This window comes from Nonomuraea sp. NPDC050404 (genome assembly GCF_040655495.1).
Taxonomy (GTDB): Bacteria; Actinomycetota; Actinomycetes; order Streptosporangiales; family Streptosporangiaceae; genus Nonomuraea.
This window is the reverse complement of the sequence record NZ_JBFAKB010000006.1, coordinates 201,576-223,565: the sequence shown is the minus strand read 5'-3', so window position 1 is coordinate 223,565 and position 21,990 is coordinate 201,576. Positions and strand designations below refer to the sequence as shown.

Genomic DNA, 21,990 nt, shown 5'->3' with positions numbered 1-21,990 from the left:
CCACTATCGAGCCCTTCACAGAGACCACTTTCGTGCGCACCCACGTTGACCTGCCGGTATCCCTATCACGAGACTCGGCCGACCCGCTCACCGCGCAACTCGCCGGCTGGCTGCGCCGCGCCATGCTGGACGGCACGCTGGCCCCCGGGGAGCGGCTGCCCTCCACGCGGGCCCTGGCCGCCCAGCTCGCGGTGAGCAGGACCGTGGTGACGGAGGCGTACCAGCAGCTCTACGCGGAGGGCTGGCTGGACGGGCGGCACGGCTCCGGCACGTTCGTGGCCGACATGGAGCAGGCGCCCAGGCCGCCGGGCAGGAGCACGTACGTGCCCGCACCGCCGCCGCCCCCGGCCGACTCCGTGGACCTCACCTCCGGCAGGCCCTGGGTGCGCGACTACGACAGGGCCGCCTGGAAGCGGGCCTGGCGCAGGGCCGCCGACCTGGAGCCCGGCGACTCGCCCGACCCGTACGGGCTGCCGCGCCTGCGCGAGCAGCTCGCCGAGCATCTCCGCCGCGCCAGGGGCATGGCCGTCGGCCCGGAGAACGTCCTGGTCACCAGGGGCACCGGCAACGGGATCGACCTGTGCGCGCTGGCCCTGCTCGCGCCCGGCGACAGGGCGGGCGTGGAGGACCCGGGATACCGCGTGGCCCGCAACGTCTTCGCGGCGCGGGGCGCGGAGGTGGTGCCCTGCCCGGTGGACGAGGACGGCGTGATCGTGGACGGGCTCCCCGGCGACCTGCGCCTGCTCTACACCACGCCGGCCCACCAGTTCCCGCTCGGCGGACGGTTGCCGATCCCGCGCAGGGAGCGGCTGCTGGCCTGGGCGCGGAGCACGGGCGCGACGATCGTCGAGGACGACTACGACGCGGAGTTCCGCTACGACGTGGCCCCGCTGCCCGCGCTCTACGGCCTCGACCCCTCCCGGGTGGTGCTGCTCGGCACGCTGTCCAAGATCCTGGCCCCCGACGTGGGCGTGGGCTGGCTGGTCGGCGCGCCCGAGCTGCTGGCCAGGATCGCCGGGCTGCGCGACGAGGTGGCCGACCGTACCAGCGGGCCCGTGCAGCAGGCCGTGGCCACCATGCTGGAGTGCGGCGACCTCGACCGGCACCTGCGCAGGATGCGCCTGGAGTACGCGCGCCGCCGCGCCGCCATCGTCGAGCTCCTCGGCCCCGTCTGCCGCCTGCACGGTGACACGGCCGGGTTGCACGTGCTGGCCGAGCTGCCCGAGGCCGTGGTGCCGGGCGTGGTCGGGCGCGCCGCCGAGCGCGGCGTCCTGCTCGACTCCACCCATCGCCACCACCACGGCGGCCCGCGCCTGCACGGCCTGGTGATCGGGTACGGCTCCGCCTCGCTCGCCGACGTCCGGCGCGGCTGCCGCGTCCTGGCCGGCCTCATCCGCGAATGCCGCTCCTAAGGGCTGTCGGCCGGGAGCTCCGGGGTCAAGGGCTGTCGGCCGGGCGCTCCAGGCGGTGCAGGACCGGCAGGGAACGTTCGGCGTACATCGGATCCACCGGCAGCACGTGCCGGGCCCACCAGCGCGCGGGCCCGGGATGGGGGGAGCGCTCGGTGAAGGCCGGGGCGTAGTCGTCGTACGGCGGGTCGTACAGGTAGCCGGTGGACACCCCGTGCCGCTCCAACTCGGCGACGGCCGCGTCCCTGTCGCGCACCAGCAGCGGCACCCGGAACAGCGGCCGGTCGAGGTCGTCGCGCACGGCGGGCGCGACCGTGGGCAACCCGGCCAGCAGCCGCACGCCCGCGACCCTGCGCGCCCGCTCGCGCGGCACCTCGGCCAGCCGCCTGGCCTGGTACCAGCGGACCACTGGGCCCCGCCGGGCGCGGTAGTCGTGCAGGTCGGCACGGACCCAGGGATCCAGGGGCGGCAGCGCGGGCACCCGCTTGAGCGCGCGCCGCAACTCCCGCTCGCGCAGCGCGATGCGGAAGCCCTGGCGCTCCTCCTGCAGGCCGAGCAGGCGGGACAGGACGAGGGCGGGGCGTACCCGGTTGAGCCCGAGCGCCGTCCGGCGGGCCATGGGGGTGACCACGCTCCACAGGTCGGCAAGCATGGAGCCGCGCGTCAGCAGGGCGTCGCGGGCGTAGGCCAGCGCCCGGAGATCGGACTCGCGCTCGACGGCCAGCACGCCGCCCGAGCCCGCCCCCGGATGTTTGGACAGGCTGAAGACCCCGGCCTGGCCGAACGTCCCCAGCGGGCGCCCGCCGAGGTCGCTCTCCAGCGCGTGCGCCACGTCCTCGATCAGGATCTTGCCCGCGAAGGCGGGGGCGTCGTCGGGCAGGCCGTACAGGTTGGTCGTCAGTACGGCGTCCACCGCGTCGAGGTCCACCCGGGAGACGTCGATGTTGCCGTCGCGCGGCGACAGCGGCGCGATCACCGGGCGCAGGCCGGCCGCCAGCACGAGGAAGAGGATCTCGTCGGCGGAGATGGGCGACATCAGCAGGCGCTGGCCGGGCAGGCACCAATGGCGTAAGGCCAGATAGAGGCCCAGCCGATTGGACGGCAGCGACAGGCAGTGACGGCCCGTGCGCTCTGCGATGTACTTCACCGTTGTAGGACGGTACGCAGTCTTCCGTAGGTTTTCAAGGTCTTGTCGGCCGTTTTGAGCAACAACGGACTGGCCATAACCGTGGCGCGAGTCTTGCGTACCGGCACCCGCATCACCCAGTGCAGGCCCGCCGCCGGGCCGATCCTGGCCACGCGACCCTCGGCGACCTCCAGTTCGGCGGTCTTGAGCTTGTCCTTGTACTCCTTCTGGCCCCGCCCCATGTCGATGATCTCGATGCCGGACTCGGCGGCGCGCTCGGCCATCGCCAGGTGGTGGATGAGGCCGGGGGAGTACTTGGCGAAGGAGGTGTCGTAGGCGGGGAACCAGCCGGCCAGCGTCGTACGCGTGCGCAGCCCGAAATGCCCGGCCATCGGCCGGTCACCGGCGTAGACCATGTCCAGCACCCCGGCGAAGCTGTCGGACTGGGTGGCCAGCAGCCGCTCGACCAGCTCCACGATCCACTTGTGCGCGAACCTGTCGGTGCGGCCGGTCCTGCGGTACTGGTCGGTCTTCCAGCTCAGCAGCGTGCGCAGGGGCGCGAGGCCGGTGGTCGCGTAGTCGTGGCGGATCGAACCCGAGTCGCGCTGGAGCTTGCGCGACTTGGCCAGGGTGGATTTGTACGTCTTGCCAGAGTTATGCCTCAATGTCTCTGTGTAACGTTCCCAACCCTGGCGTAGGTCGATGATGGGGGAGGGGTGTCTCTCGTGACGGCCCTTCAGCAGCGGCTGGCCGGAGACCAGATGGTCGAACTCGTACACCGCCAGCCCGCAGTCCTTGAGCAGCCGCAGCGGGTCGATGTCCAGGCCCTTGGCGTGAACCAGCCCCTGCGCGTCCGTCAGCCCGGAGGCCACCGGTTTTCCTATGCCCATTGGGTATCGCTCGAAGGGAAAGAATCCCACGATGTCCGGGCCGTCGTAGAGGACGGCCACGCGTACGACATCTCTGAGTTCGCCCACCGTCAGGGTGAATTCGGGCGACAAAAAGGGATTGTCGAAGGCCTGGTCGGCCTCCTGGAGGGCGCGCCACCGGCTGATCTCCGATTCGCCCAGCTCACGGGGTGTGACGAGAGTGATGCGCATTGTCTCCAACCGTCGGCACGCAGAGATCGACCAGCATGGCGGGCAGGGGTGTACCGCCAGGTTATTGGATCTCGCGGGGTGACATCGCCGCAGGTCCGGAACGTTACGTAACTCCCAGCCTGTCTTCAGGACCGAGTGACGTTCTAGTGTGTGTTCATGACCGTACCTGGCATCGATCACCCCCGTCTGGCCGCCTGGATGGGCAGGAACGTGCCCGACGCCGGCGAGCCCTCGTCCGTCTCGCTGATCTCAGGCGGCAGGTCGAACCTGACCTACCTGGTCGAGGCCGGGGAGGGCCGCCTGGTGCTGCGCCGGCCGCCGCTGGGCCACGTGCTGCCCACCGCCCACGACATGCGGCGCGAGTGGCGGGTCATCTCGGCGCTGGCGCCCACGCCCGTGCCGGTGCCCGAGCCGATCGCCTTCTGCGGCGACGAGGACGTGATCGGCGCGCCGTTCTACCTCATGGGGTACGTCGAGGGCGTCGCCGTACGGAACCTGGAGCAACTCGGCGATCCGGCTCCCGAGCACACGCGGCGGTTGTCGGAGCGGCTGGCCGAGATCCTGGCCGCCATCCACTCGGTGGACTACCGCGAGGTGGGCCTGGGCGACTTCGGGCGGCCGGAGGGTTACCTGGCCAGGCAGCTCGACCGGTGGTGCCAGCAGTGGGAGCGCTCGAAGACGGCCGACCTGCCGGAGTACGACCGGCTGGTGGCGCGGCTACGTGAACGGCTGCCCGCCGAGGTGGCGGGCACGCTGGTGCACGGGGACTACCGGCTGGACAACACGCTGCTGCGGCCCGGCGACCAGGAGATCGTGGCCGTGGTGGACTGGGAGATGTCCACGCTCGGGGATCCGCTGGCCGACCTGGGGCTCACGCTGACGTACTGGCGTGATCGCGAGGAGGGGCAGGAGCTCCCGGTGTCCGGGGACGTGACGGCGGCGCCCGGATTCATGAACGTGCGCGAGTTCGCCGCCCACTACAGCAAGACGTCAGGTCGCGATATTTCAGACCTTGGCTTCTATGTGGCTTTCGGAAACTTCAAGCTGGCGGTCATCCTGGAGGGGATCCACGCCCGCTTCCGCCAAGGCAAGACCGTTGGGGAGGGATTCGACGGAATCGGCGCGGCCGTCCCCAGCCTGATCGCCCGCGCACACCGCATGCTCGACCAGCCCTGAATGCCCCCATACCCCCCTGCAAGGAGCGCCATGAGCACTGTTGCACTGATCACCGGAGCGGCGAGCGGCATCGGGGCCGCCGTGGCACGGCGCCTGTCGGCGGGTGGCGTGAAATGCGTCCTCGTCGACCTCGACGCGGAGGGCGTCGAGCGGCTGGCCAAGGAGGTGGACGGGGCGTGGCTGGCCGCCGACGTCAGCACCGAGGAGGCTTCGCTGGAGGCGGTCGCGCTGGCCGAGCGGCGGTACGGCCGGCTCGACCTGATGCACCTCAACGCCGGCATCGGCGGGGGAGTGAACCTGGCCGACTTCGACCTGACCCGCTACCGCCAGGTGGTCGGGGTCAACATGGACGGCGTCGTCTTCGGCGTACGCGCCGGCATGCCGCTGCTCGTACGATCCGGCGGCGGCGCGATCGTGGTCACCTCGTCGCTGGCCGGGCTCGTCGGATACGCCGGCGACCCCATCTACACGATGACCAAGCACGCCGTCGTGGGCCTGGTCAGGGCGCTGGCCGAACCACTGGCCGCGCAGAACGTGCGCATCGGCGCGGTCTGCCCCGGCTTCACCGACACGCCCCTTGTCGCCCAGGCGCGGGAGATGTTCGTCAACGCGGGCTTCCCGCTGCTCACGGCCGAGGACGTGGCCGCCGCCGTGGAGTCCGCCTTCTACTCGGAGACTCCGGGCACGCTCCTCATCGTGCAACCGGGCCGGCAGCCGGTGCCGTACCGGTACGCAGGGGTTCCCGGCCCTGCCGGAGGTCAGAGGCCGCCGAGCGAAGATTGACGGCAAGCGGCTTGCAAGCGGGACGATTAGCGTAAATAGGGCCGGGCGGGCTGCCCGGCCCTTTGTACGTCGCGAACCTTGTAGGTTCGTGATCCCCCCTAACGTCTCGCGAGGATAGAGGAGCGTTCAGTGATTCCGACCGACGGCCGACACGCGCGCCGACGATCGCCATGGCCGATCGCACTTGGAGCAGGTGTTCTCGCGGTCGTACTGGTGGTGGGCATCATGGTGTACGCCGCGATGAGGGCCGAGCAGCGCAGCGGTTTCAGCGGCAGCGACGTGGCCACCAAGGTGCCCAGCGAGCCCGCGCCGCAGCTCAGCCAGCCGCCCGCGCTGGACAACTGGCCGCGATGGGGCATCACCCACACCCAGTTCAGCGCCGACAACGAACCCCAGGACGTCATCGAGAAGGCCAGGGGCATGCTCGGCCGCGTCCCCATGCTGCAGAACCAGCACATCATGGGCTGGGGCGTGGGCAACCCGGAGCCCAGCCCCGGCGAGTACAACTTCCGTGACCTGGACCGGCGGCTGACGCTGATGACGTCGTCGCGCGGGGTGCCGGTCATCACGCTCTGCTGCGCGCCCGACTGGATGAAGGGCGGGCGGGCCGGGCGTACGGACTGGAACAAGAACCACACGGTCGCCCCCGAGCGGGAGCACTTCGACGACTTCGCCAAGCTGGCCACGCGGGTGGCCAAGCAGTACCCGACGGTCAAGCACTACATGGTGTGGAACGAGTTCAAGGGCTTCTGGAACCCGGACACCAACCAGTGGGACGCCAAGGGCTACACCGAGATGTACAACAAGGTCTATACGGCACTGAAGAAGGTCAACAAGGACATTCAGGTCGGCGGGCCGTACATTCCGATCGACAGCTACACGCGCGGCGCGCCCTCGGAGCTGAGCGGCCCGTGGGGCACGATCGACCCGCGCACGCTGGAGGCCGTCCAGCACTGGATCGAGAACAAGAAGGGCGCCGACTTCATCGTCGTGGACGGGGCGTCGATGACCAAGGACAAGGGGAACGTTCCCAACGATTTCACCGCCCAGGCCAAGTTCGCCGCGATCACCAACTGGTTGCGCAAGGAGAGCGGCGACCTGCCGGTGTGGTGGGCGGAATGGTACGTCGAGCCGGAGAACGCCGGGTGGAGCGAGGACAAGCGCACCGCCGTGCAGGCGACCGCGCTCATGGAGTTCGCCAAGAGCGGGGTCACCACCGCCCTCTACTGGAACCCGCAGCTCAAGGAGCCGGGCGAGTGCAACGGCTGCCTCTGGGCCCCCAAGGTCGGTGAGGAACTGCCGATGGCCGGGTTGCTCAGCGGCTTCACCAAGTGGTTCCCCACCGGGGTCGAGGTGCAGGAGGTGCGGACTTCCGACCCGAAGGTGAAGGCGATCGGGCAGGCGAGCCAGGTCGTCATGGTGAACACCTCGGACCAGGACGTCTCGGCCACCGTTGACGGGCGCGAGGTCGCACTGAAGCCCTACGAGATCAAGTGGTCCGGACGCGGGGGCGCCGGCGGAGGTGCTTGATCCGGCGGCGTTGCTTGATCCGGCAGGGGTGCTTGATCCGGCGGCTGTGCTTGACCCGGCAGGGGTGCTTGATCCGGCGGCGGGTGCTCTTCGCCCGCCGCTCGTGGCCGCCTGACCCGGCGTCGCTCATGGCCGCCGAAGGCCGCGCAACACGCCGCCAGCGCCAGCCCGAACACCGGCAGCCAGGCCAGCCGGGCCATCACCCAGCCGGCCGTGTCCGGCGCGGTGTGCAGGCCGTGCAGGGCCTGGCCGCTGAGCAGGCCGAGGGCGGTGACGGCGATCATGGCGGTCTGGTGCCAGAGGAAGATCGTGATCGCCAGCAGGTTGACCAGGGCCGTGGCGGCCCAGGCCAGGGGCCGCCGCAGCACCCGGCGCAACGGGCCGAGCAGCAGCACGGCCGCCCCGCACTGGGCCAGTCCGAAGGTGACGGCGGCGAGCGTGGGCGGGTCGAGGTTGGAGATCGCGGCACCCGGCACCCCCACCATGGCCACCGGATAACCACCCCAGAGCACCAGCCCGGCGGTGGCGGCCCCGCCACCGACCAGCAACGCCCATCCAGTACGCGGGGCGGGCGTCCGGCGGGCTCGGCCCCAGGCGACGCCCAGGCAGTACGGCACCAGCCAACCGGCCAGGACGTTCACCCAGCCGAGCCAGGCGGGCCCGCCCAGGCCGTACCGCAGGAGGTCCACCAGCGCCACGGCGGCCACCGGCCAGACCGGACGCAGCCTGACGACCAGCGGGGTCGCCGCCGTCAGCACGGCGAAGACCAGCAGGAACCACAGCGGCGACCACACCAGCCCGCCCAGCGTCCGCACGCTCTCCACCCCGACCCCGCCGCCCAGCGTCGCCACCGCGATCACCGCCCACACAAGCAGCACAACGGCGACGGGCCGGAACAACCGCGCCATCCGCCCGCCGAGCCACGCCCAGTACCCCGATGAGCCCGGGGCACGGGCCGCCACCATCCCGCCCACCAGGAAGAACACCGCCAGCGTCTGGAACAGCCAGGACGCCGGGGCGAGCTGGGGGAGCTCCCGCAACGGGCTGGCGCCGCGCACCGTGCCGCTGTCCACCACCAGGCCCGTCACCAGCCAGTGGCCGAGCACCACGCCGAGGATGGCCAGCGCCCGCAGCCCGTCCACGCCCCGGTCACGCGTCCGAGGGGTGGCCGCGTCGATCCGTCCGAGCAGCTCACGCACGCCGCGCCGCCCCCTCGGGCGCCGATGTTCGCCGTGCTGAGGGCGGCGACCCCGCTGCCGGCACGCCCTCGGGCGCCGACACCGCCGCCCTCTCGGGCGTCGGCACCGGCGCGCTCACGGGCGTCGCCCCCGACACGATCGCCGCGATGTTGCGCAGTGACAGCGAGCCCGGTCGCAGGTAGTCGCTGTGCCCGCCGTCGCCCGCCGCGAAGACCCTGGCGCCCGACCCGGGGGAGACCGGGTCCTGGCCCAGGCCCAGATCGCCGAAGGGGAGCCGGAACCGCACGTGCGGGACGGCCGCGATCCAGTCGCCACTGCCACGGGCGGCCCAGACCGGGGCGGACGTACGCAGCGGTCCTGTCGTGCCGGTGCCCGCGCCGCCGTACAGGACGATGCCGGCCACGCCGCCCAGCCCCGGCGCGGCCCGCCCGCAGACGACGGCCCCGTAGGAGTGGCACAGGAGGGACACCCTGGCGGGCCCAAGCTCGCGTACGAGCGCCTGGAGGCCGGGGACGGCCCCGTCGGCGCGGGCCGTGGTCAGGACGGCGGCCTCGAACGTGCGGGGCGTCTTGTAGCCGAGCCAGGCGACGACGGCCACCCGCTCGCCCAGCTCGTGCCGCAGGGCGAGCGCGTCGGCGCGGAGCCGCCGGTAGCGCTCGAAGCCGGTGTCGGCGCCGGGCACCAGCACGGCCACCCGCCCGGCCGTGGCCAGGTCGCCGAAGACCTCCGCGCTGCGGCCCCCGTCACGGCCGTCGAAGGACAGGAACCGCCGCGCCGGGTCCGCCATCGCCAGCAGCGCGCCGGCCCTGCCCGTCTGGCCGTGCCCGGCGGCCATCCGCCCGGCCGCGAGTATGTCCCGGCGGACGGCGGCGTACCGAGCCTCGGTCAGGCCCTCGGGCGGCGGGACCGGCGCGGGGGCCGGGACCTCGGAGCCCGACAGCGGCACGGCCACCGACGCGGAGACGAGCCCCGCGAGCAGACTTCGGCGCAGGAGGGAGAGCATGCGCCGAACTTATGGATCACACCCCGTCGTCGGCGTCACGCCCGGGAGTGGATCCGCGACGTAGCTCTGAAGTACTACGCCGGTCACCCGAGGCCGTCCTCCAAGGGCCTGTGGACGCCCGTGAGCCCATCAGCGGCCCGTAGGCGACCGATCACCCTCAGCCCAGCCCGAAGTGCGGCAGACACGGTTTCAGGCCGTGGATCTCGACCGGCACGGGAGCGGTGAAGTCCGCCGCGTCGAGCCGGAGCTGTTGCTGCTGCGCCCGCTGCCCGCGGATCGAGTGGACCGACAACCCGTTCTGCCGGTAGCCGAGCTTGCGCGAGACGCCCAGCGAGGCCGGGTTGTCCAGGAACGCGCTGGAGACCGCCGTCAGCGCCCCCAGCCCCGCGAAGGCCAGGTGCAGCACGGCGGCGCGCATCTCCGTGCCCAGCCCCCTGCCCTGGTGGGCGCGGCCCAGCCAGGAGCCCGTGTGCACCTCGCGGGTGATCGCGAAGTCGACTCCCTTGACGTCCTGGATGCCGATCACCCGGCCCTCGTGGACGACGGCGAAGTTGCAGCACCACTCCTCGGCCCGCCAGCCCGCGATGACCCCGAGGTGGTAGCGCACGACGTTGCCCGGCAGCTCGGCGGCGGGCGCGTCGGTCCACGGCACGCCGAACGGCGTCCGCTCGGGCTCGTGCACCCCTTCCAGGGCGCGTTCGGCCAGCTCGTCGAGGTCGTCGTAGGAGGGGATCCGCAGTTCGAGGCGGGGCGTGGTCAGGCGGAGGTCGAAAACGGGCCAGTGGCGCATGCCAGCCCATTGTTCCCGCCGGTCACGCCAGGGTCACGTCATTTAGGCGGAGGCCGTGTGCCGTCCGCCGCGCCGGGCGGGTTTGCGCCAGTACGTCAGGAAGCGCAGCAACCACTCCACCGGCCCGTACCGATGCCTCCTGAGCCACCACCGGCTGTAGAACACCTGGAAGGCGAAGATGCCGAGCGCGATCAGCACCTCCAGCGGCGGGCTGACCCGGTCCACGAGGGCCAGCCCGTACCCGGTGAAGATCAGCGCGCAGATCAGCGACTGCGCCAGGTAGTTGGACAGCGCCATCCGGCCGGGCGCCGCCAGCGCCCGCCCCAGCCGTGGCAGGTGCGGCAGCACCCGCAGGAACGTGGCCGCGTACGCCGCCGCCAGCAGCGGAGCCGTCACCAGGTCCACCGCCTCGCCCCAGAACTTGTGCGGTACGCCGTTCCACGCCGACATCGTGTAGACCAGCGCGCCCGCCGGCCCGGCCGTGAACCCGACCTGCTGCAACCTGCGCAGCACCACCGTGTACGAGGTCAGGTCGCGCATGGCGCCCAGCTTGCCGACCGCCAGCCCGATCAGGCACGCGGCCAGCACGGCCGGCCCCTGGAAGAGCACCCGCAGCACGATGATCAGGGACAACTTCCTGAGGTGCTCGGAGACGATCTGGAAGATGTCCCCGCCGAGTGCCGAGTTCGACGCGGCGGCCTCCGCCGAGCCGTCCGCCACCGTGTGCGAGGTGTCCAGCCCGGCCATGGCCAGCACCGCGAGCAGCACGAACCCCAGCGCCAGCAGCAGCGTCAGCGCCACGGCCAGCATTACCGCCGTCTTCGGCCGGATCGCCCGGAAGATCAGCAGGGCCACCCCGACGGCCGCGTACGTGGTCAGGATGTCCCCGGGGAACAGCAGCACGGCGTGCGCCAGCCCGAGCAGCAGCAGCCCCGCCAGGCGGCGCAGGAACATCGGCACGAACGGCCGCCCCTGCCGCCTGGCGGACTCGACCATCAGCGTGAAGCTGTAGCCGAACAGGAACGAGAACAGCAGGTAGAACTTGTTCTCCGCGAACAGGGTCACGACCCACCGCACGCCCCAGTCCAGGGGCGAGTCGAACGCCGGCTCCGCCATCCCGGCCATCCGGTAACCGGAGGCCAGGAAGGCGATGTTGACGACGAGGATGCCGAGCAGCGAGAAACCTCGCAGGGCATCCACGGAGGCGATCCTCGCGGGAGCGAGGCGTGTGTCCGGCCTGGCGGGATGTGTCTCCTGTGTCCTCATCGGAGGACATCATCCCGCACAAGCTGTGAGTTTCCTGTGAATTCAGTTATTTTGCGCGATATGGATAAACCGCTCGATGATCACCGCTAGTGCCACCACGAACGCCGGGATCGCCAGCCACATCAGGCGTTTGCGCGCCCTCGGAGCCCGGTTCGGACCGTTCAGCCGGATGATTTCGTAGCCGAAAAGTGCGGCCCATGTCACACCCAGCGCGCCCAGTCCCACCGGCGTCCACGGGGAGGTGGGGTCGCCGCGTCCCTTGTACTCGTTCGGTTCCGGGATCTCGGTGCCTCTGACGAACGTCTTCCAGGTGTAGAGCGCCGCGTCGTCGTTGGAGTAGACCCGCTTCAGCTGGGGCGCCTTGTCCAGCGCGGCACGGAACTTCTCGCCCCAGTCCGCCGGGAAGCCCTGGTTGAGCTGCAGATAACTCACCTGGCCACGGCTCACGATCAGGTACGAGTTACGCGACTGCCCCTTCATGGTGTTCACGACATCGGCGATCTTCGAGGGGTCCTTGTGCACGAGCGCCTGCGTGTTGAAGCTCACCCGCTCGATGTCCTGCTCGCCCCACGGCAGCGTCGGAGTGACCTCCTCGCCCACCTTCGGCACCAGGTAGACCACCCGCGCGCTGGGCTTGTCGTGCTCGTAGACGTAGTGCAGGGCTGCCACCTCACCGGTGGAGACCCGCTCGAACTTCTCGTTGCCGTACCTGGCCAGCAGGAACGTGAAGGCGAACATGACCGCGAAGCACGCCGCGAGCACCAGCGAGATCTTCTTGGTCAGCTCGGGGTTGAAGCGCACGTTCCGCTTGCGCAGCGGCACGGTCTCCTCGCGCACGTCCGCGCTGTCGGACGGCAGGTTCGGGAAGAACGCGTACGCGGCCAGCAGGCAGGCGCCGGGCAGCGCGAACATGTAGATCCGCAGCCCGATCTCGCCGCCGTAGCTCTGCAGCCCCAGCGCCAGCACCGGCACGCACAGCAGGATCAGCGCCGAGCGGTCGAACACCCCGCGCCGCAGCCGGCGGAAGATCCCCGCCGCCGCGCAGCCCAGGATCACCGCGAGGATGCCCAGGCGGCCCTGCAGCACCAGCGCGTGCGCGGGGTCGCTGCCCTCGATGCGGTCGCCGGTGTTGCTGCGCAGGTTGGCCAGGATGTTGCCCAGGCCGCCGAAGATCGTGTCGATCTGGCTGGCCCAGAAGCCCACCGTCATGTAGCTGATCCAGGCCAGCACGATCAGCCCGAGGAAGAACGGCAGCCCCCAGGTCAGCGTGGTCCGCTTGAAGATCAGGAACGCCGTCAGCACGCCGAGCATCATGAACGGCGTGATCTGGTGCGAGGCCACCGACGCCGCGAACAGCAGCACCAGCATCATCAGCATGAGCAGCTTGTCGGCCCTGAACGTGCCGGTGTTGGCCAGCTCGCCGGGCGTCATCGCGTCCAGCCTGCCGATCAGCTTGCGCAGGCCCTTGGTCGGCACGGGCTTGGTGCGCGGCTCCACCCGCCCGAACCAGCGCAACAGGATCGCCACGAACGCCAGATACAGGGCGAAGGTGAAGCCCTGGGGCGAGAAGTAGTCCTGGCCGATCCACTGCACCAGCACGAACAGCAGCGCCGCGAACCACCGCGCCCGCGTGGTGGCCACGACCTGGCGCAGGATCAGCACGAACGGCAGCAGGTAGAGCAGGTTCGACAGGAGCGGCGTCCACTGCAGGATCGTCGTCATGTCGGTGATGCCGGCGGCCTTCGTCACGAACGCGAACAGCGCGAAGAAGCCCGGCCAGCCCATGCGGGCGTCGATGTTGATCGCCGTCTCGCCGGTCCTGCCGATGAAGTCCACGAAACCGGCATGGATGTACGCGGTCGGGAAACGCGGCTCCTCCGCCACCAGCGCGCCCGCGCCGTGCAGCGCGAAGGTGATCGCGGCGATCTGGAACAGCAGCAGGAACTTGCGGTCGGTGCTCTGGGTGACCGTGATGAAGAACGACACGATCATGATCACGATGGCGATGAACGCCGTGGGCGGCAGCGCCGAGATCAGCCCCAGGCCGTCGATGTCGGCCGGGTCCACACCCCAGAACGGGCCCGGGGGGACCTTGAGGGCGAGGATGTACATGGCCAGGCCCTCTAGGACCAGCAGCAGCGGCAGCCACTTCGGTGCGCTGGCGATGAGCGCGCGGGCCCTGTCCCGCATCGTGCGGGGCCCGGCGGGCGCCCTGCCCGGCGCGCCACGCGGCGGCGCCTGCGTGGGCGGCGCCTGCTGGTGCACGGCCTGCCGTGGCCCGCCCTGCTCGGGCGCGACGTGCGGCGGCGCCCCCTGCAACCCGACGGGCCCCTGCCCCGGCGGCCCTGAAGGCGCCGCGGGCTGGTTGGGCGGCGGCTGTACGAGGTTCGCCAGCGCCTGAGACCCAGCCACCGGCCGCCCTCCAGGCCCCGGAGTCCCAGCCGACGGCCCACCCGAGGACGGCCCGCCTGCGGAGGGCCCGCTCGTAGAGGGACCGCCCGTGGACGGGCCGCCTGCGGACCGGCCGCCCGTGGAGGGGCCCGCTGTGCCGGGGCCACCGGTGTCAGGTGCGGCGGTGGGCTGCGTGCCCATGGGCTGCGTGCCGGCGGCGGGTCCGGTGGCGGCCGGTCCGCGACCGTAGGGGTCCACGCGACCGGACGCGCCGGACTTGGCGCCGGTGCCGGACGCGGGGCCGGGGCTCGTGCCGGGCGCGGGCTGGGGCCCACTGGGCGGCTGGGCTCGCGGTCCCGGCTGAGACTTGGGTCCGCCGGGCGGCGGGGTCTGCGGTCCGCTGGCCGGCTGCGCCTGAGGCCCGCTGGGCGGTTGGGCCTGGGGGCCGCTGGGTGACTGGGTGCGGGGCCCGGATTTGGCGGGAGCCGTGCCGGGCGATGCCTGGGCAGCCTCGTCGGCCGCCGGCGGCTGCCCGGACACGGGCAGCCGGATGGCAGAGGTCCTCTCCGGGTCGGACGGTTTGGCGTCCGGCCCGGCAGCGCTCTTCGGAGAGTCCTCGGCCGGCTTCGACGACTCCTCGCCCGAAGGCGGAGAGTTGAACGTCAGCTTGGGGATGACCCCCGTAGCTTCCGGATCGAAGGGCACGTTTGACTCCTCCTTGTCCCCATGCACACCCGAGGAGCCGGTGTTCCCCGTTGGCCTGCCATCGCCGTCCCGTTGCCTCACGTTGACCATCATGCGGCCCCGGACGACCCCTGGGTGACAACCGACCGACCAGTTTGGCCGATTTTGAGAATTTTACGTAGATTTCCAAAGATCAAAAGTGCGACGAGCAGCTGGCTGAAGAGCACTCCGTACCCCACGGCGTTCACCCCGAAGATCGGGAAGAGCGTCAGAGTCGACGCCAGCACCGCCACCGCGAGCCCGATCTGGACCAGCGCCAGCAGCCGCGCCTGGCTCGTCGCCCGCAGCGCGCTCAGGTACACCTCGATCAGCACCCGGGGCAGCACCGCCAGCGCCATCAGGCGCAGCAGTGTGGTGCCCTCCTCCGCGAAGGCGTCGCCGAAGATGCGCAGGATCAGCGGCGCCCCGAGTATCGCCACCGTGACGATCGGTACGACGATCATGAAGGCTCTGCGCAGCGCCCGGCGGCAGTTCATGGCCAGCGCGTTGCGGTCGAAGGAGCCCTCGACGGTCAGCGACACCGCCATGTTCATGGCCAGCAGTTCGATCATGCTGGCCAGCGTGTGCGCCATCGAGAACCGCCCGAACGTGGCCTCGCCCACCTGCGTGGCGACCACCACGGGCACCAGGTAGACGATCGCCAGCATCGACAGCGTCCCCGGGAAGTCCCCAGAAAGGAACCTTCCAATTTCGCGCAGACGAGGCGGCTCCTGGGTGGGGTCGGCCTGCCTGACGTGCCGGGGCACGATCACGCCGAAGATCAGCCAGTTGATCGGAATGAGCGCCAGCGCGGTCGGGATCACCCACGAGACGAAGATGCCGCCCGACGGCAGCGCCCCCGCCACCGCCACCAGCATGCCCATCTTGACCAGGCCGAAGATCAGGTTGTTCAGCGGTACGAACGTGGCCCGGCGCAGCCCGGTCAGCACCACGTCCTGCAGCGTGAACACGGCCCACACCAGCACGGAGAACAGGAAGAACAGCCCGGGACCGAATCCGGCCAGCACCGAGTAGGTCTTGCCCCATAGCGGCAGCGTCAGCAGGAAGCCGAGCGCCGCGACCCCGCCCGTGGCGGCGGCCAGGCCGTAGCCGCGCAGGATGAGCTCGGGCGTGCGGCGGCCACCGATCGGCAGGTAGCGGGCCAGCGCGCCGACGAAGCTCAGCGCGGTCAGCGACGCGAACAGCCGCATCGCCGTGATCACGGCCTGCCCGCGGCCGAACTCCTCGGGGGAGTAGAAGTGCGCGGCCAGCAGCCAGTAGCCCATGCCGAGCACGCCGGTGATGACGGTGTTCGCCATGAGCGCGTAACCCTGAAGGAACAGAGGGTTACGCAGGTCACGCAGGACTTTGGCCCAGAGGTTAGACATTTCCGCGCACCCGCTGCAACCCGTACCTCGTCCGCCGCACGACCGCGTACCCCTTGGTGAGGATGCGCTCGCGCATGTAGATGAGAGGGACGGCGTTGCCTTCTACGGCGCGCTTGAACATGTTGATGGTCGTGTTCTTGCCGACCGTCAACCGGGGGATGGCGAGCATGTCGTGCCGGTCGGCGGCGATCGTGTTGCTCACGGCGCAGGCGGCGAAATAGCCGGCCTTGCGCACCTCACGGCGTACGCGGGCGCTGGAGTACCCGTACGGGTAGGCCATGGTGGCGACCGGCGTGCCGATCTTCTCCTCCAGCAGGCCCTTGTTCCTGCGCAGCTCCTGCCGCATGTCCTCGGTGCGGAGCTGGTCGAGCTGGGGATGGCTGTGGCTGTGGCCGCCGATCTCGATGCCGGTCTGCGCGGCCTCGCGGGCCTGGCTCCACGACAACATGTCGTCCAGGGGCCGGCCCGCGGCGTCCTTGCCCGCGTCGGAGACCCAGCCGCTGGTCAGGAAGACCGTGGCCGGGAAGTTGTGCCGTTCGAGCAGCGGCAGGGCGTGGCTGTGGAAGTCGGCGTAGCCGTCGTCGAAGGTCACCACGATCGGCTTGTCCGGCAGTGACAGCCCGTTGTTCTTGTTGAACCTGGCCACCAGGTCGCCGAGGGTGAGCGGCGTGAAACCGCTCTCCGACAGGTAGGCGAGCTGCTCCTCCAGGTCCGAGGGCCGTACCGCGTGCGGCTTGGTCTCCTCGGTCGGCCGGTCGGTGACCGAGTGGTACATCAGGATCGGTACGCGGATCATGACCGTGCCGCCTTCAGCCGTACGGAACCCACGACGTAACCCCAGGTCGTCCAGGCCAGCCCGACCACGATCGCGCCGGCCCTGCCGAGACCGCCCAGGTCGCCCCGGACGGCCTCGCCGAGCCCGCGCAGCGCGCCCAGCGGCAGCGTCTTCATCGCGTGCGCGCGCTCGCTGGACAGCCCGTCCTGGGTGCCGACCTCCCGCGTGACCAGGGCCTTCGACAGGCCCTCCGCGTAGCACCTGGATCTGAAGTAGGCGAACCGCTCGCGCTGTCTCGACACCTTGTGCCCGATCACCGCGCCCGGCTCGAACAACATGACCGAGCCGGGCTTGCGCTGGCTCAGCCTGATGCAGAACTCGGTCTCCTCGCATCCCAGCGGACGCGACTTGCGGCCCTGCACGCTGCGCCCGATGCCGCTGTGGAATCCCCCCACCTCGGACACGACGTCCCGCAGGAAGGCGGCGTTGCCGCCCATGACGTTACGGATCGGCGCGCGTACCGCGGGCATGCCGCGGTAGGAGCAGCCGACCGTCCAGTCGAACTCGTACGGGAACCACTTCGGCCGCCGGCCCGACGCCCACAGGGGGTCGGTCCGGCCGCCCACGCCGACGACACCGGATTCCTGGAAGCCCTCCTCCAAAGCCTCCAGCCACCCGGGATCGGCGACCGCGTCGTCGTCGAGAAAGGCGACGATCTCACCGTTGGCCGTGGCCACGCCGGTGTTCTTGCCGCCGGACAACCCCTGCTCGTGCGTGTTCTCCACCACGATGGCCTGTGGATACTCGCGCTTGAGCTTGAGATGCAGGTCGGGGTTGTAGTCGACCACCAGGATCAGCTCGTGTGCCGGGCGTGTCTGGTTCTCGACCGACTCGACTGCCTGCCTGATGTCCTCCCACCGTTCGTCGGTGTAGACGCAGATGACAACAGACGTGTTCACTAAGTTCCTTCTTACGCGACGCCTCGGTCAGCGGCGGGAGTGGCGGCGGGCTCAGGCTGAGGCGGAGTGGGCTGGCGACGCCACTCCTTCAGGATGGTCTTGAGCACGCGGAAGCCGTCCCGTACGACGTGCAGGTTGCTTTCGCCGTGGATGCGGTTGCGCTCGTGGCTGGGCACCTCGTGCACCTTCAACCCCGCCTTGGCCGCGCGCACGTTCATCAGCGTCTCCACCTCGAAGCCGTCGCAGTCGAGGTCGAGCACATCAAGGTGGCGCGCCCAGAAGGCGTTGTAGCCATAGCACAGGTCGGTGTACTGGGTGCGGTACATCACGTTCACGATGCCGGTCAGGACCTTGTTGCCAAGACGCCTGTTGATCGTCAGGTCGTCGCTTCCGCCCCCGGCGGCGTAACGCGAGCCCTTGACGAAGTCGGCACCGGTCACCAGTGCGCCCACAAAGTTGATGATCTCGTGGCCGTCGGTCGAGCCGTCGGCGTCGATCATCACGATGATGTCACTCGTGCAGGCGGCGAAGCCGGCGGACAGGGCGTCACCCTTGCCCTTGCCCGTCTGCGTCACCACCTTGACGTTCGGTCGCAGCCTCCTGGCCACGGCCACCGTGTCATCGACGGAGTTGCCGTCGACGAGCACGATCTCGTCAACCCACTGCGGGATGGTGGCAAAGACGTGCGGCAGGTTCTCCGCCTCGTTCATCGCCGGCACGACCACGCTGACCGTCGGTGAGATGGCCAGGTGCGGGGTCACCGGGGTGAAGCTCGAGGGCGGCGGCATCGAGCGGAGGGGCGCGGAGTGAACCTTGCCGTTGTGCTTGGTGATCTCGGGACTCATGGCGAGGGAAATCCTTCCGGGACCCCGCGCTGCGGACCGGACGGATGCCGTTCCCGGGTGCTGCGGGAATGGCGAAGCCGGTGAAGCGTGCATTGAAGGGTCCTGTGTGAAAAGTGAGGGTGTTGTGCATGCCGGGGGGTATGTGGTGAACGCTCAGCGCGCTCCTGTTGGTTCCTGAGTGACTGAGTTGGGTGACTCCTGACGTTGCATCGAGGTGCGCACCCGACCGAAGCCCTTCAGGACACGGTCGGCCGCCTTATAGAGAGACGGTCGATCCATCACAATTGTTCGGGCTTTGTTGAAAGGAGTTCGGCCCATCCAGTGAACGGCCGCCGACGCCGACGGACGCGAGACGCGACCCTCGGCGACGTACAGGGATCCGCTCTTGAGCCAGTCCTTGTACTCCTTGCCGCCCTTGCCCATGTCCACCATGTGCAGACCCGCGTTCGCCGCGGCCTCGGCCATCTGGAGATGGTGGACGATACCCGGCGAATAGCGGGCGTACTCGGTGTCGTAGGCGGGGAACCACCCTACAAGCGTGGTCGCCGTACGGAGCCCGAAATGCCCCGCCACCGGCACGTCCCCGGCATAAAGCATGGTCAGGACGCCCGCGAAGTCCGATGAGTTCTCGGCATGCATCATGTCCGTCAATTCGACGATCCACGGCTGCGCGAACCTGTCCACCCGGCCAGTTCTCTGGTACTGGTCGGACTTCCAGGCGAGCAGCGTGCGCAGCACCTCGGGGTCCGGCGAGGACCACTCCAGGCGCAGGTCGCCGTGTTCCCTGCCGAGCTTGCGCTCCTTGTAGCGCACGGTCTTGAGGTTCTTGGGCGAGTTGGCCTTGACCTGCTCGACCCACGCCTCGAAGCCGGCGGTGAAATCCATCACGGGCGCGGGCCGGACGTCGGCCTCGTACTGGGCGAACGTCGGCTGCCCCGCCACGAGGTGATCGAAGTCGAAGACGCTGAGCTTGCAGGCACGCAGCAGAGCCTTCGCGTCGAGCTTCAGATCAGGAACCGAGATCAGACCGTGACATGTGGTGAGGAAGCCGCCGAGTGGTTTGCCGATGCCGAAGCTGTGCCGCTCGTACGGGAAGAATCCCGCTATGCCGCTTCCATCCGATATGACCGCCACCCTCACGTAGTCGCGCAAACGGTCCATCGCCACGGCGAACTCGACCGACAGGAACGGGTTGTCCAGACTCGGGTCGGCCTTCTGCAACTCCCGCCATCGGGCGCGCTCCGAGTCCCCGAGGTCTCTCGGCCGAACTACCTGGATGTTCACCTTGCCCTGGCCCCCTGTTCGGTCTGCATGTTCTTCCCCCGGTACAGCAGTCGCAGCACGTACATGAACCCTCCGAGCACGGCGACCGTCGCGACACCTGCTCTGGGCGACCACGCGTTGAACAGCAACATGGCCTCGGCCAGGAGCACGTTCAGTACGAGACTTGCGGCGGCTCCTACTGATAGTGCGGCAAGGGGGTCACGATCGCGCAACAGTCCCACCACTGCCGCCCCTGGAACCACCAGAAGGAACAGGAAGATCAGGAACGGGCGCAGCGGTGTGTCGATATCGAACAACGCGACGACCGCCCCGGCGATGCAGGCGAGCCCCACCAGCCAGGCGGCGATCGCTCTGCGGTGCTGCTTGAGCATCTCCTGTCTTCTCCTGCTCCTACTGGTTGAAAGCGCGTTTGATCGCAGTTCATGGGACCAATCCGCGCCTGGACACGTCAATGCCGACGCTTGGCGACGCCCTCCGGTTTACCAGCAAGCGGAAGTTCTTGTGTGAGCTTCAACACACGGTCAAGTGGTCGCCGGCCCCGATTCGGTCCCCAAGCACACCAGGATGCCCTATGTCACCGTGGATCTTCGACTCAGGGGGAGATTTATACCCGTATGTCGCCATATTTTATGGATCTACTGTGCGTTGGCGTTCGCTTTGCCCGACCACTCCTCCGGCGGCGTGCCGATGGAGGGACCCACGCCGGTGGTGGGCGACCCGGAGGGCTCCTCGCTCGGTGCCGGGCCGTCGGTCGGCGGCTCGGGAAGGTCGTCTCCCGGCCAGGACAGCGAGCAGGTCGCCGCGCCGCCGTTGGAGGTGAGAGCGACCCGGCCGCTGCCGGGGACGTCCGGATCGAGAACCATCACCTGGACGGTCCTGGCGCCGCCGGCCCTGATCGACCCGCTCGCCGGGTGGACCTCCAGCCCCTCCGAGGCCGACGCCGTCCAGGAGACCGCGGCGTTGCGCGCGCTCAGCCCGATCTGCGCCACGTCCATGACGGCCCGCGGGCACGTGACCCGCAGCCGGGCGCCGGTCACGGGCCTGCGGCGGGTGGGCGCGGGCACGGCGGCGGGCCTGCGGCTCCTGCGGGGGGCGGCGGCCGGCGGCGCGGCCGGCGTGCCCGTGGCCGAAGGGGTGCGGCTCGGGCTCGGCGTCCTGGACGGCTCCGGCTCCTCCTCTTCGATGATGGGGTCCGGCTCCTGCGTTCGCTGGGCGGACGGGACCGGCCGCAGCGTGGTGGTGTCGGAGGCGCCGACATCGTTGATCACCACCATCGCGCCCGTCGCCGCCATCAGGCACGCGCCCGCCAGTAAGAGCGGCGCCAGCCGCCGCGACCGGCGCCGATGCTGATCGACCGGGACGGGGAACCCCGACCGGTCGAGGTCGTCACCCCGGTCGGTGATCATCACGCGGGTCTGGTCCAGGTCGGGCCGGAGACACGTGTCGATCACCCGGCGGCGCAACGAGCCGGGCGGGTACGCGATCGGCACCATGTCCAGCAGCCGCCTGGCCGAGACCCGCCGGTGCCTGCCTTCCGTGCACACCTCGCAGCCGCCGATGTGCCCCGACAGCCGCTGCCGCAGCGGCGGGGTCAGCGGCCCTTCCCAGGAGTCCAGCAGGGCCGACAGGCCGGGGCAGTGCGCCCGGCCGGTCCTGGCCAGGATGACGGCCGCGGCGGCGTTCTCCAGGTGGTCGCGGGCCAGTCTCAGCCTGGTGGCCGACTGCCGGGAGGTCAGCCCGAGCACCGCGCCGACCTCCGACGGGGTCAGGCCGTGGCGCAGCGACAGCTCCAGCACCTCGCGCCGGCTGCCGCTCAGCTCGCCCAGCACGTCCCTGACCAGGGCGGCCAGCTCCACGTCGTCGTGGTCGCCCAGCTCGGGCAGCGGCAGGGTGCGCGCTGGGGCGTGGGCCTCGTCGGAGTGGGCGGATCGGCGGGCCAGCCTGGCGCGTACCTGGAACCTGGTCAGCGCGTACAGCCAGGGTCGTAACCGGGCCGGGTCCCTGAGCCTGGCCGCGCACCCCCGCGCGGTGACCAGCGCGTCGTGCACGGCGTCGGCGGCCAGGTCGGACGCGCGGGACAACGAGTAGGCGTAGTCGTGCAGCCGCTCGACGTAGGAGTCGCAGAGCGCGGCGGGGGCGGCGCTGTCCGCCCGTCGCAGAGCCTCGGCCAGCTCCCGGTCGGCGGCGCGATCGACGGTCGGCCATCCAGGCACGGATTACCTCCCCGCAGGTTGACGGCACTC

18 protein-coding genes are annotated in these 21,990 nt (G+C 70.3%); 4 read left to right on the top strand and 14 right to left on the bottom strand.

Features of this window, described 5'->3' with window-relative positions:
- The first annotated feature begins 32 nt into the window (after window positions 1-32).
- Window positions 33-1,412 (top strand): PLP-dependent aminotransferase family protein, encoded by a 1,380-nt coding sequence (locus AB0I81_RS18225; RefSeq protein WP_360657766.1) that lies wholly within the window; start codon window positions 33-35, stop codon window positions 1,410-1,412.
- A 25-nt stretch (window positions 1,413-1,437) separates the two neighbouring features.
- On the opposite strand, the gene AB0I81_RS18220 is transcribed toward AB0I81_RS18225, so the two are convergent.
- Both AB0I81_RS18220 and AB0I81_RS18215 read right to left on the bottom strand, forming a co-directional pair.
- Window positions 1,438-2,556 carry a DegT/DnrJ/EryC1/StrS family aminotransferase gene (locus AB0I81_RS18220; protein WP_360657763.1) on the bottom strand — a complete coding sequence of 373 codons (1,119 nt, stop codon included), beginning with the start codon at window positions 2,554-2,556 and terminating at the stop codon, window positions 1,438-1,440.
- A complete protein-coding gene (locus AB0I81_RS18215; RefSeq protein WP_360657761.1) occupies window positions 2,553-3,635 on the bottom strand; it encodes a GNAT family N-acetyltransferase in 1,083 nt (360 codons plus the stop codon). The genes AB0I81_RS18220 and AB0I81_RS18215 overlap by 4 nt, the downstream gene beginning before the upstream one ends.
- A 156-nt stretch (window positions 3,636-3,791) precedes the next feature.
- On the opposite strand from AB0I81_RS18215, the gene AB0I81_RS18210 reads away from it, so the two are divergent.
- The 3 genes from AB0I81_RS18210 (at window position 3,792) to AB0I81_RS18200 (ending at window position 7,124) form a co-directional block, all read left to right on the top strand.
- The gene (locus AB0I81_RS18210; RefSeq protein ID WP_360657758.1) at window positions 3,792-4,811 is read left to right on the top strand and encodes a phosphotransferase family protein; all 1,020 of its coding nucleotides are present in this window, start codon (window positions 3,792-3,794) and stop codon (window positions 4,809-4,811) included.
- Window positions 4,812-4,841: 30 nt separating this feature from the next.
- Window positions 4,842-5,594 (top strand): SDR family oxidoreductase, encoded by a 753-nt coding sequence (locus AB0I81_RS18205; protein ID WP_360657756.1) that lies wholly within the window; start codon window positions 4,842-4,844, stop codon window positions 5,592-5,594.
- 129 nt (window positions 5,595-5,723) lie between these two features.
- Complete coding sequence (locus AB0I81_RS18200) at window positions 5,724-7,124, top strand: xylan 1,4-beta-xylosidase (RefSeq protein WP_360657753.1); 1,401 nt, start codon at window positions 5,724-5,726, stop codon at window positions 7,122-7,124.
- On the opposite strand, the gene AB0I81_RS18195 is transcribed toward AB0I81_RS18200, so the two are convergent.
- The 12 genes from AB0I81_RS18195 to AB0I81_RS18140 form a co-directional block, all read right to left on the bottom strand.
- Window positions 7,076-8,323, bottom strand: a complete 1,248-nt coding sequence (locus tag AB0I81_RS18195) for an acyltransferase (protein ID WP_360657750.1) — start codon at window positions 8,321-8,323, stop codon at window positions 7,076-7,078. The two genes, AB0I81_RS18200 and AB0I81_RS18195, sit on opposite strands and share 49 nt — an antisense overlap.
- Window positions 8,316-9,326: an alpha/beta hydrolase gene (locus tag AB0I81_RS18190; protein WP_360657747.1), complete on the bottom strand. Its 1,011-nt coding sequence runs from the start codon at window positions 9,324-9,326 to the stop codon at window positions 8,316-8,318. The genes AB0I81_RS18195 and AB0I81_RS18190 overlap by 8 nt, the downstream gene beginning before the upstream one ends.
- A 157-nt stretch (window positions 9,327-9,483) precedes the next feature.
- Window positions 9,484-10,116 carry a GNAT family N-acetyltransferase gene (locus AB0I81_RS18185; RefSeq protein WP_360657744.1) on the bottom strand — a complete coding sequence of 211 codons (633 nt, stop codon included), beginning with the start codon at window positions 10,114-10,116 and terminating at the stop codon, window positions 9,484-9,486.
- Between the two features lie 42 nt (window positions 10,117-10,158).
- Window positions 10,159-11,316, bottom strand: coding sequence for a DUF418 domain-containing protein (locus AB0I81_RS18180; protein WP_360657741.1), 1,158 nt, complete (start codon window positions 11,314-11,316; stop codon window positions 10,159-10,161).
- 108 nt (window positions 11,317-11,424) lie between these two features.
- Window positions 11,425-13,794, bottom strand: coding sequence for a proline-rich domain-containing protein (locus tag AB0I81_RS18175; RefSeq protein ID WP_360657738.1), 2,370 nt, complete (start codon window positions 13,792-13,794; stop codon window positions 11,425-11,427).
- A gap of 773 nt (window positions 13,795-14,567) precedes the next feature.
- On the bottom strand, window positions 14,568-15,884 hold the full coding sequence (locus AB0I81_RS18170) for a hypothetical protein (protein ID WP_360657735.1): 1,317 nt from the start codon (window positions 15,882-15,884) through the stop codon (window positions 14,568-14,570).
- Entirely contained in the window at window positions 15,877-16,680 is an 804-nt protein-coding gene (locus tag AB0I81_RS18165; protein ID WP_360657733.1) for a polysaccharide deacetylase family protein, read from the bottom strand. The genes AB0I81_RS18170 and AB0I81_RS18165 overlap by 8 nt, the downstream gene beginning before the upstream one ends.
- Window positions 16,677-17,618, bottom strand: a complete 942-nt coding sequence (locus AB0I81_RS18160; protein ID WP_360657730.1) for a glycosyltransferase family 2 protein — start codon at window positions 17,616-17,618, stop codon at window positions 16,677-16,679. The genes AB0I81_RS18165 and AB0I81_RS18160 overlap by 4 nt, the downstream gene beginning before the upstream one ends.
- Window positions 17,619-17,629: 11 nt before the next feature.
- A complete protein-coding gene (locus tag AB0I81_RS18155; RefSeq protein WP_360657727.1) occupies window positions 17,630-18,463 on the bottom strand; it encodes a glycosyltransferase family 2 protein in 834 nt (277 codons plus the stop codon).
- Window positions 18,464-18,616: 153 nt separating this feature from the next.
- The gene (locus AB0I81_RS18150; RefSeq protein WP_360657724.1) at window positions 18,617-19,684 is read right to left on the bottom strand and encodes a GNAT family N-acetyltransferase; all 1,068 of its coding nucleotides are present in this window, start codon (window positions 19,682-19,684) and stop codon (window positions 18,617-18,619) included.
- Window positions 19,685-19,743: 59 nt separating this feature from the next.
- Entirely contained in the window at window positions 19,744-20,118 is a 375-nt protein-coding gene (locus AB0I81_RS18145; RefSeq protein ID WP_360657721.1) for a hypothetical protein, read from the bottom strand.
- A 264-nt stretch (window positions 20,119-20,382) separates the two neighbouring features.
- Window positions 20,383-21,960, bottom strand: a complete 1,578-nt coding sequence (locus AB0I81_RS18140; RefSeq protein WP_360657718.1) for a sigma-70 family RNA polymerase sigma factor — start codon at window positions 21,958-21,960, stop codon at window positions 20,383-20,385.
- Window positions 21,961-21,990 lie beyond the last annotated feature (30 nt).

What these genes read in the sequence shown, in the direction of transcription:
- AB0I81_RS18190 (WP_360657747.1), bottom strand. Translation starts at nt 9,326, where the DNA reads ATGCTCTCCCTCCTGCGCCGAAGTCTGCTCGCGGGGCTCGTCTCCGCG.
- AB0I81_RS18170 (WP_360657735.1), bottom strand. Translation starts at nt 15,884, where the DNA reads ATGTCTAACCTCTGGGCCAAAGTCCTGCGTGACCTGCGTAACCCTCTG.
- AB0I81_RS18165 (WP_360657733.1), bottom strand. Translation starts at nt 16,680, where the DNA reads ATGATCCGCGTACCGATCCTGATGTACCACTCGGTCACCGACCGGCCG.
- AB0I81_RS18215 (WP_360657761.1), bottom strand. Translation starts at nt 3,635, where the DNA reads ATGCGCATCACTCTCGTCACACCCCGTGAGCTGGGCGAATCGGAGATC.
- AB0I81_RS18205 (WP_360657756.1), top strand. Translation starts at nt 4,842, where the DNA reads ATGAGCACTGTTGCACTGATCACCGGAGCGGCGAGCGGCATCGGGGCC.
- AB0I81_RS18185 (WP_360657744.1), bottom strand. Translation starts at nt 10,116, where the DNA reads ATGCGCCACTGGCCCGTTTTCGACCTCCGCCTGACCACGCCCCGCCTC.
- AB0I81_RS18155 (WP_360657727.1), bottom strand. Translation starts at nt 18,463, where the DNA reads ATGAGTCCCGAGATCACCAAGCACAACGGCAAGGTTCACTCCGCGCCC.
- AB0I81_RS18145 (WP_360657721.1), bottom strand. Translation starts at nt 20,118, where the DNA reads ATGCTCAAGCAGCACCGCAGAGCGATCGCCGCCTGGCTGGTGGGGCTC.
- AB0I81_RS18210 (WP_360657758.1), top strand. Translation starts at nt 3,792, where the DNA reads ATGACCGTACCTGGCATCGATCACCCCCGTCTGGCCGCCTGGATGGGC.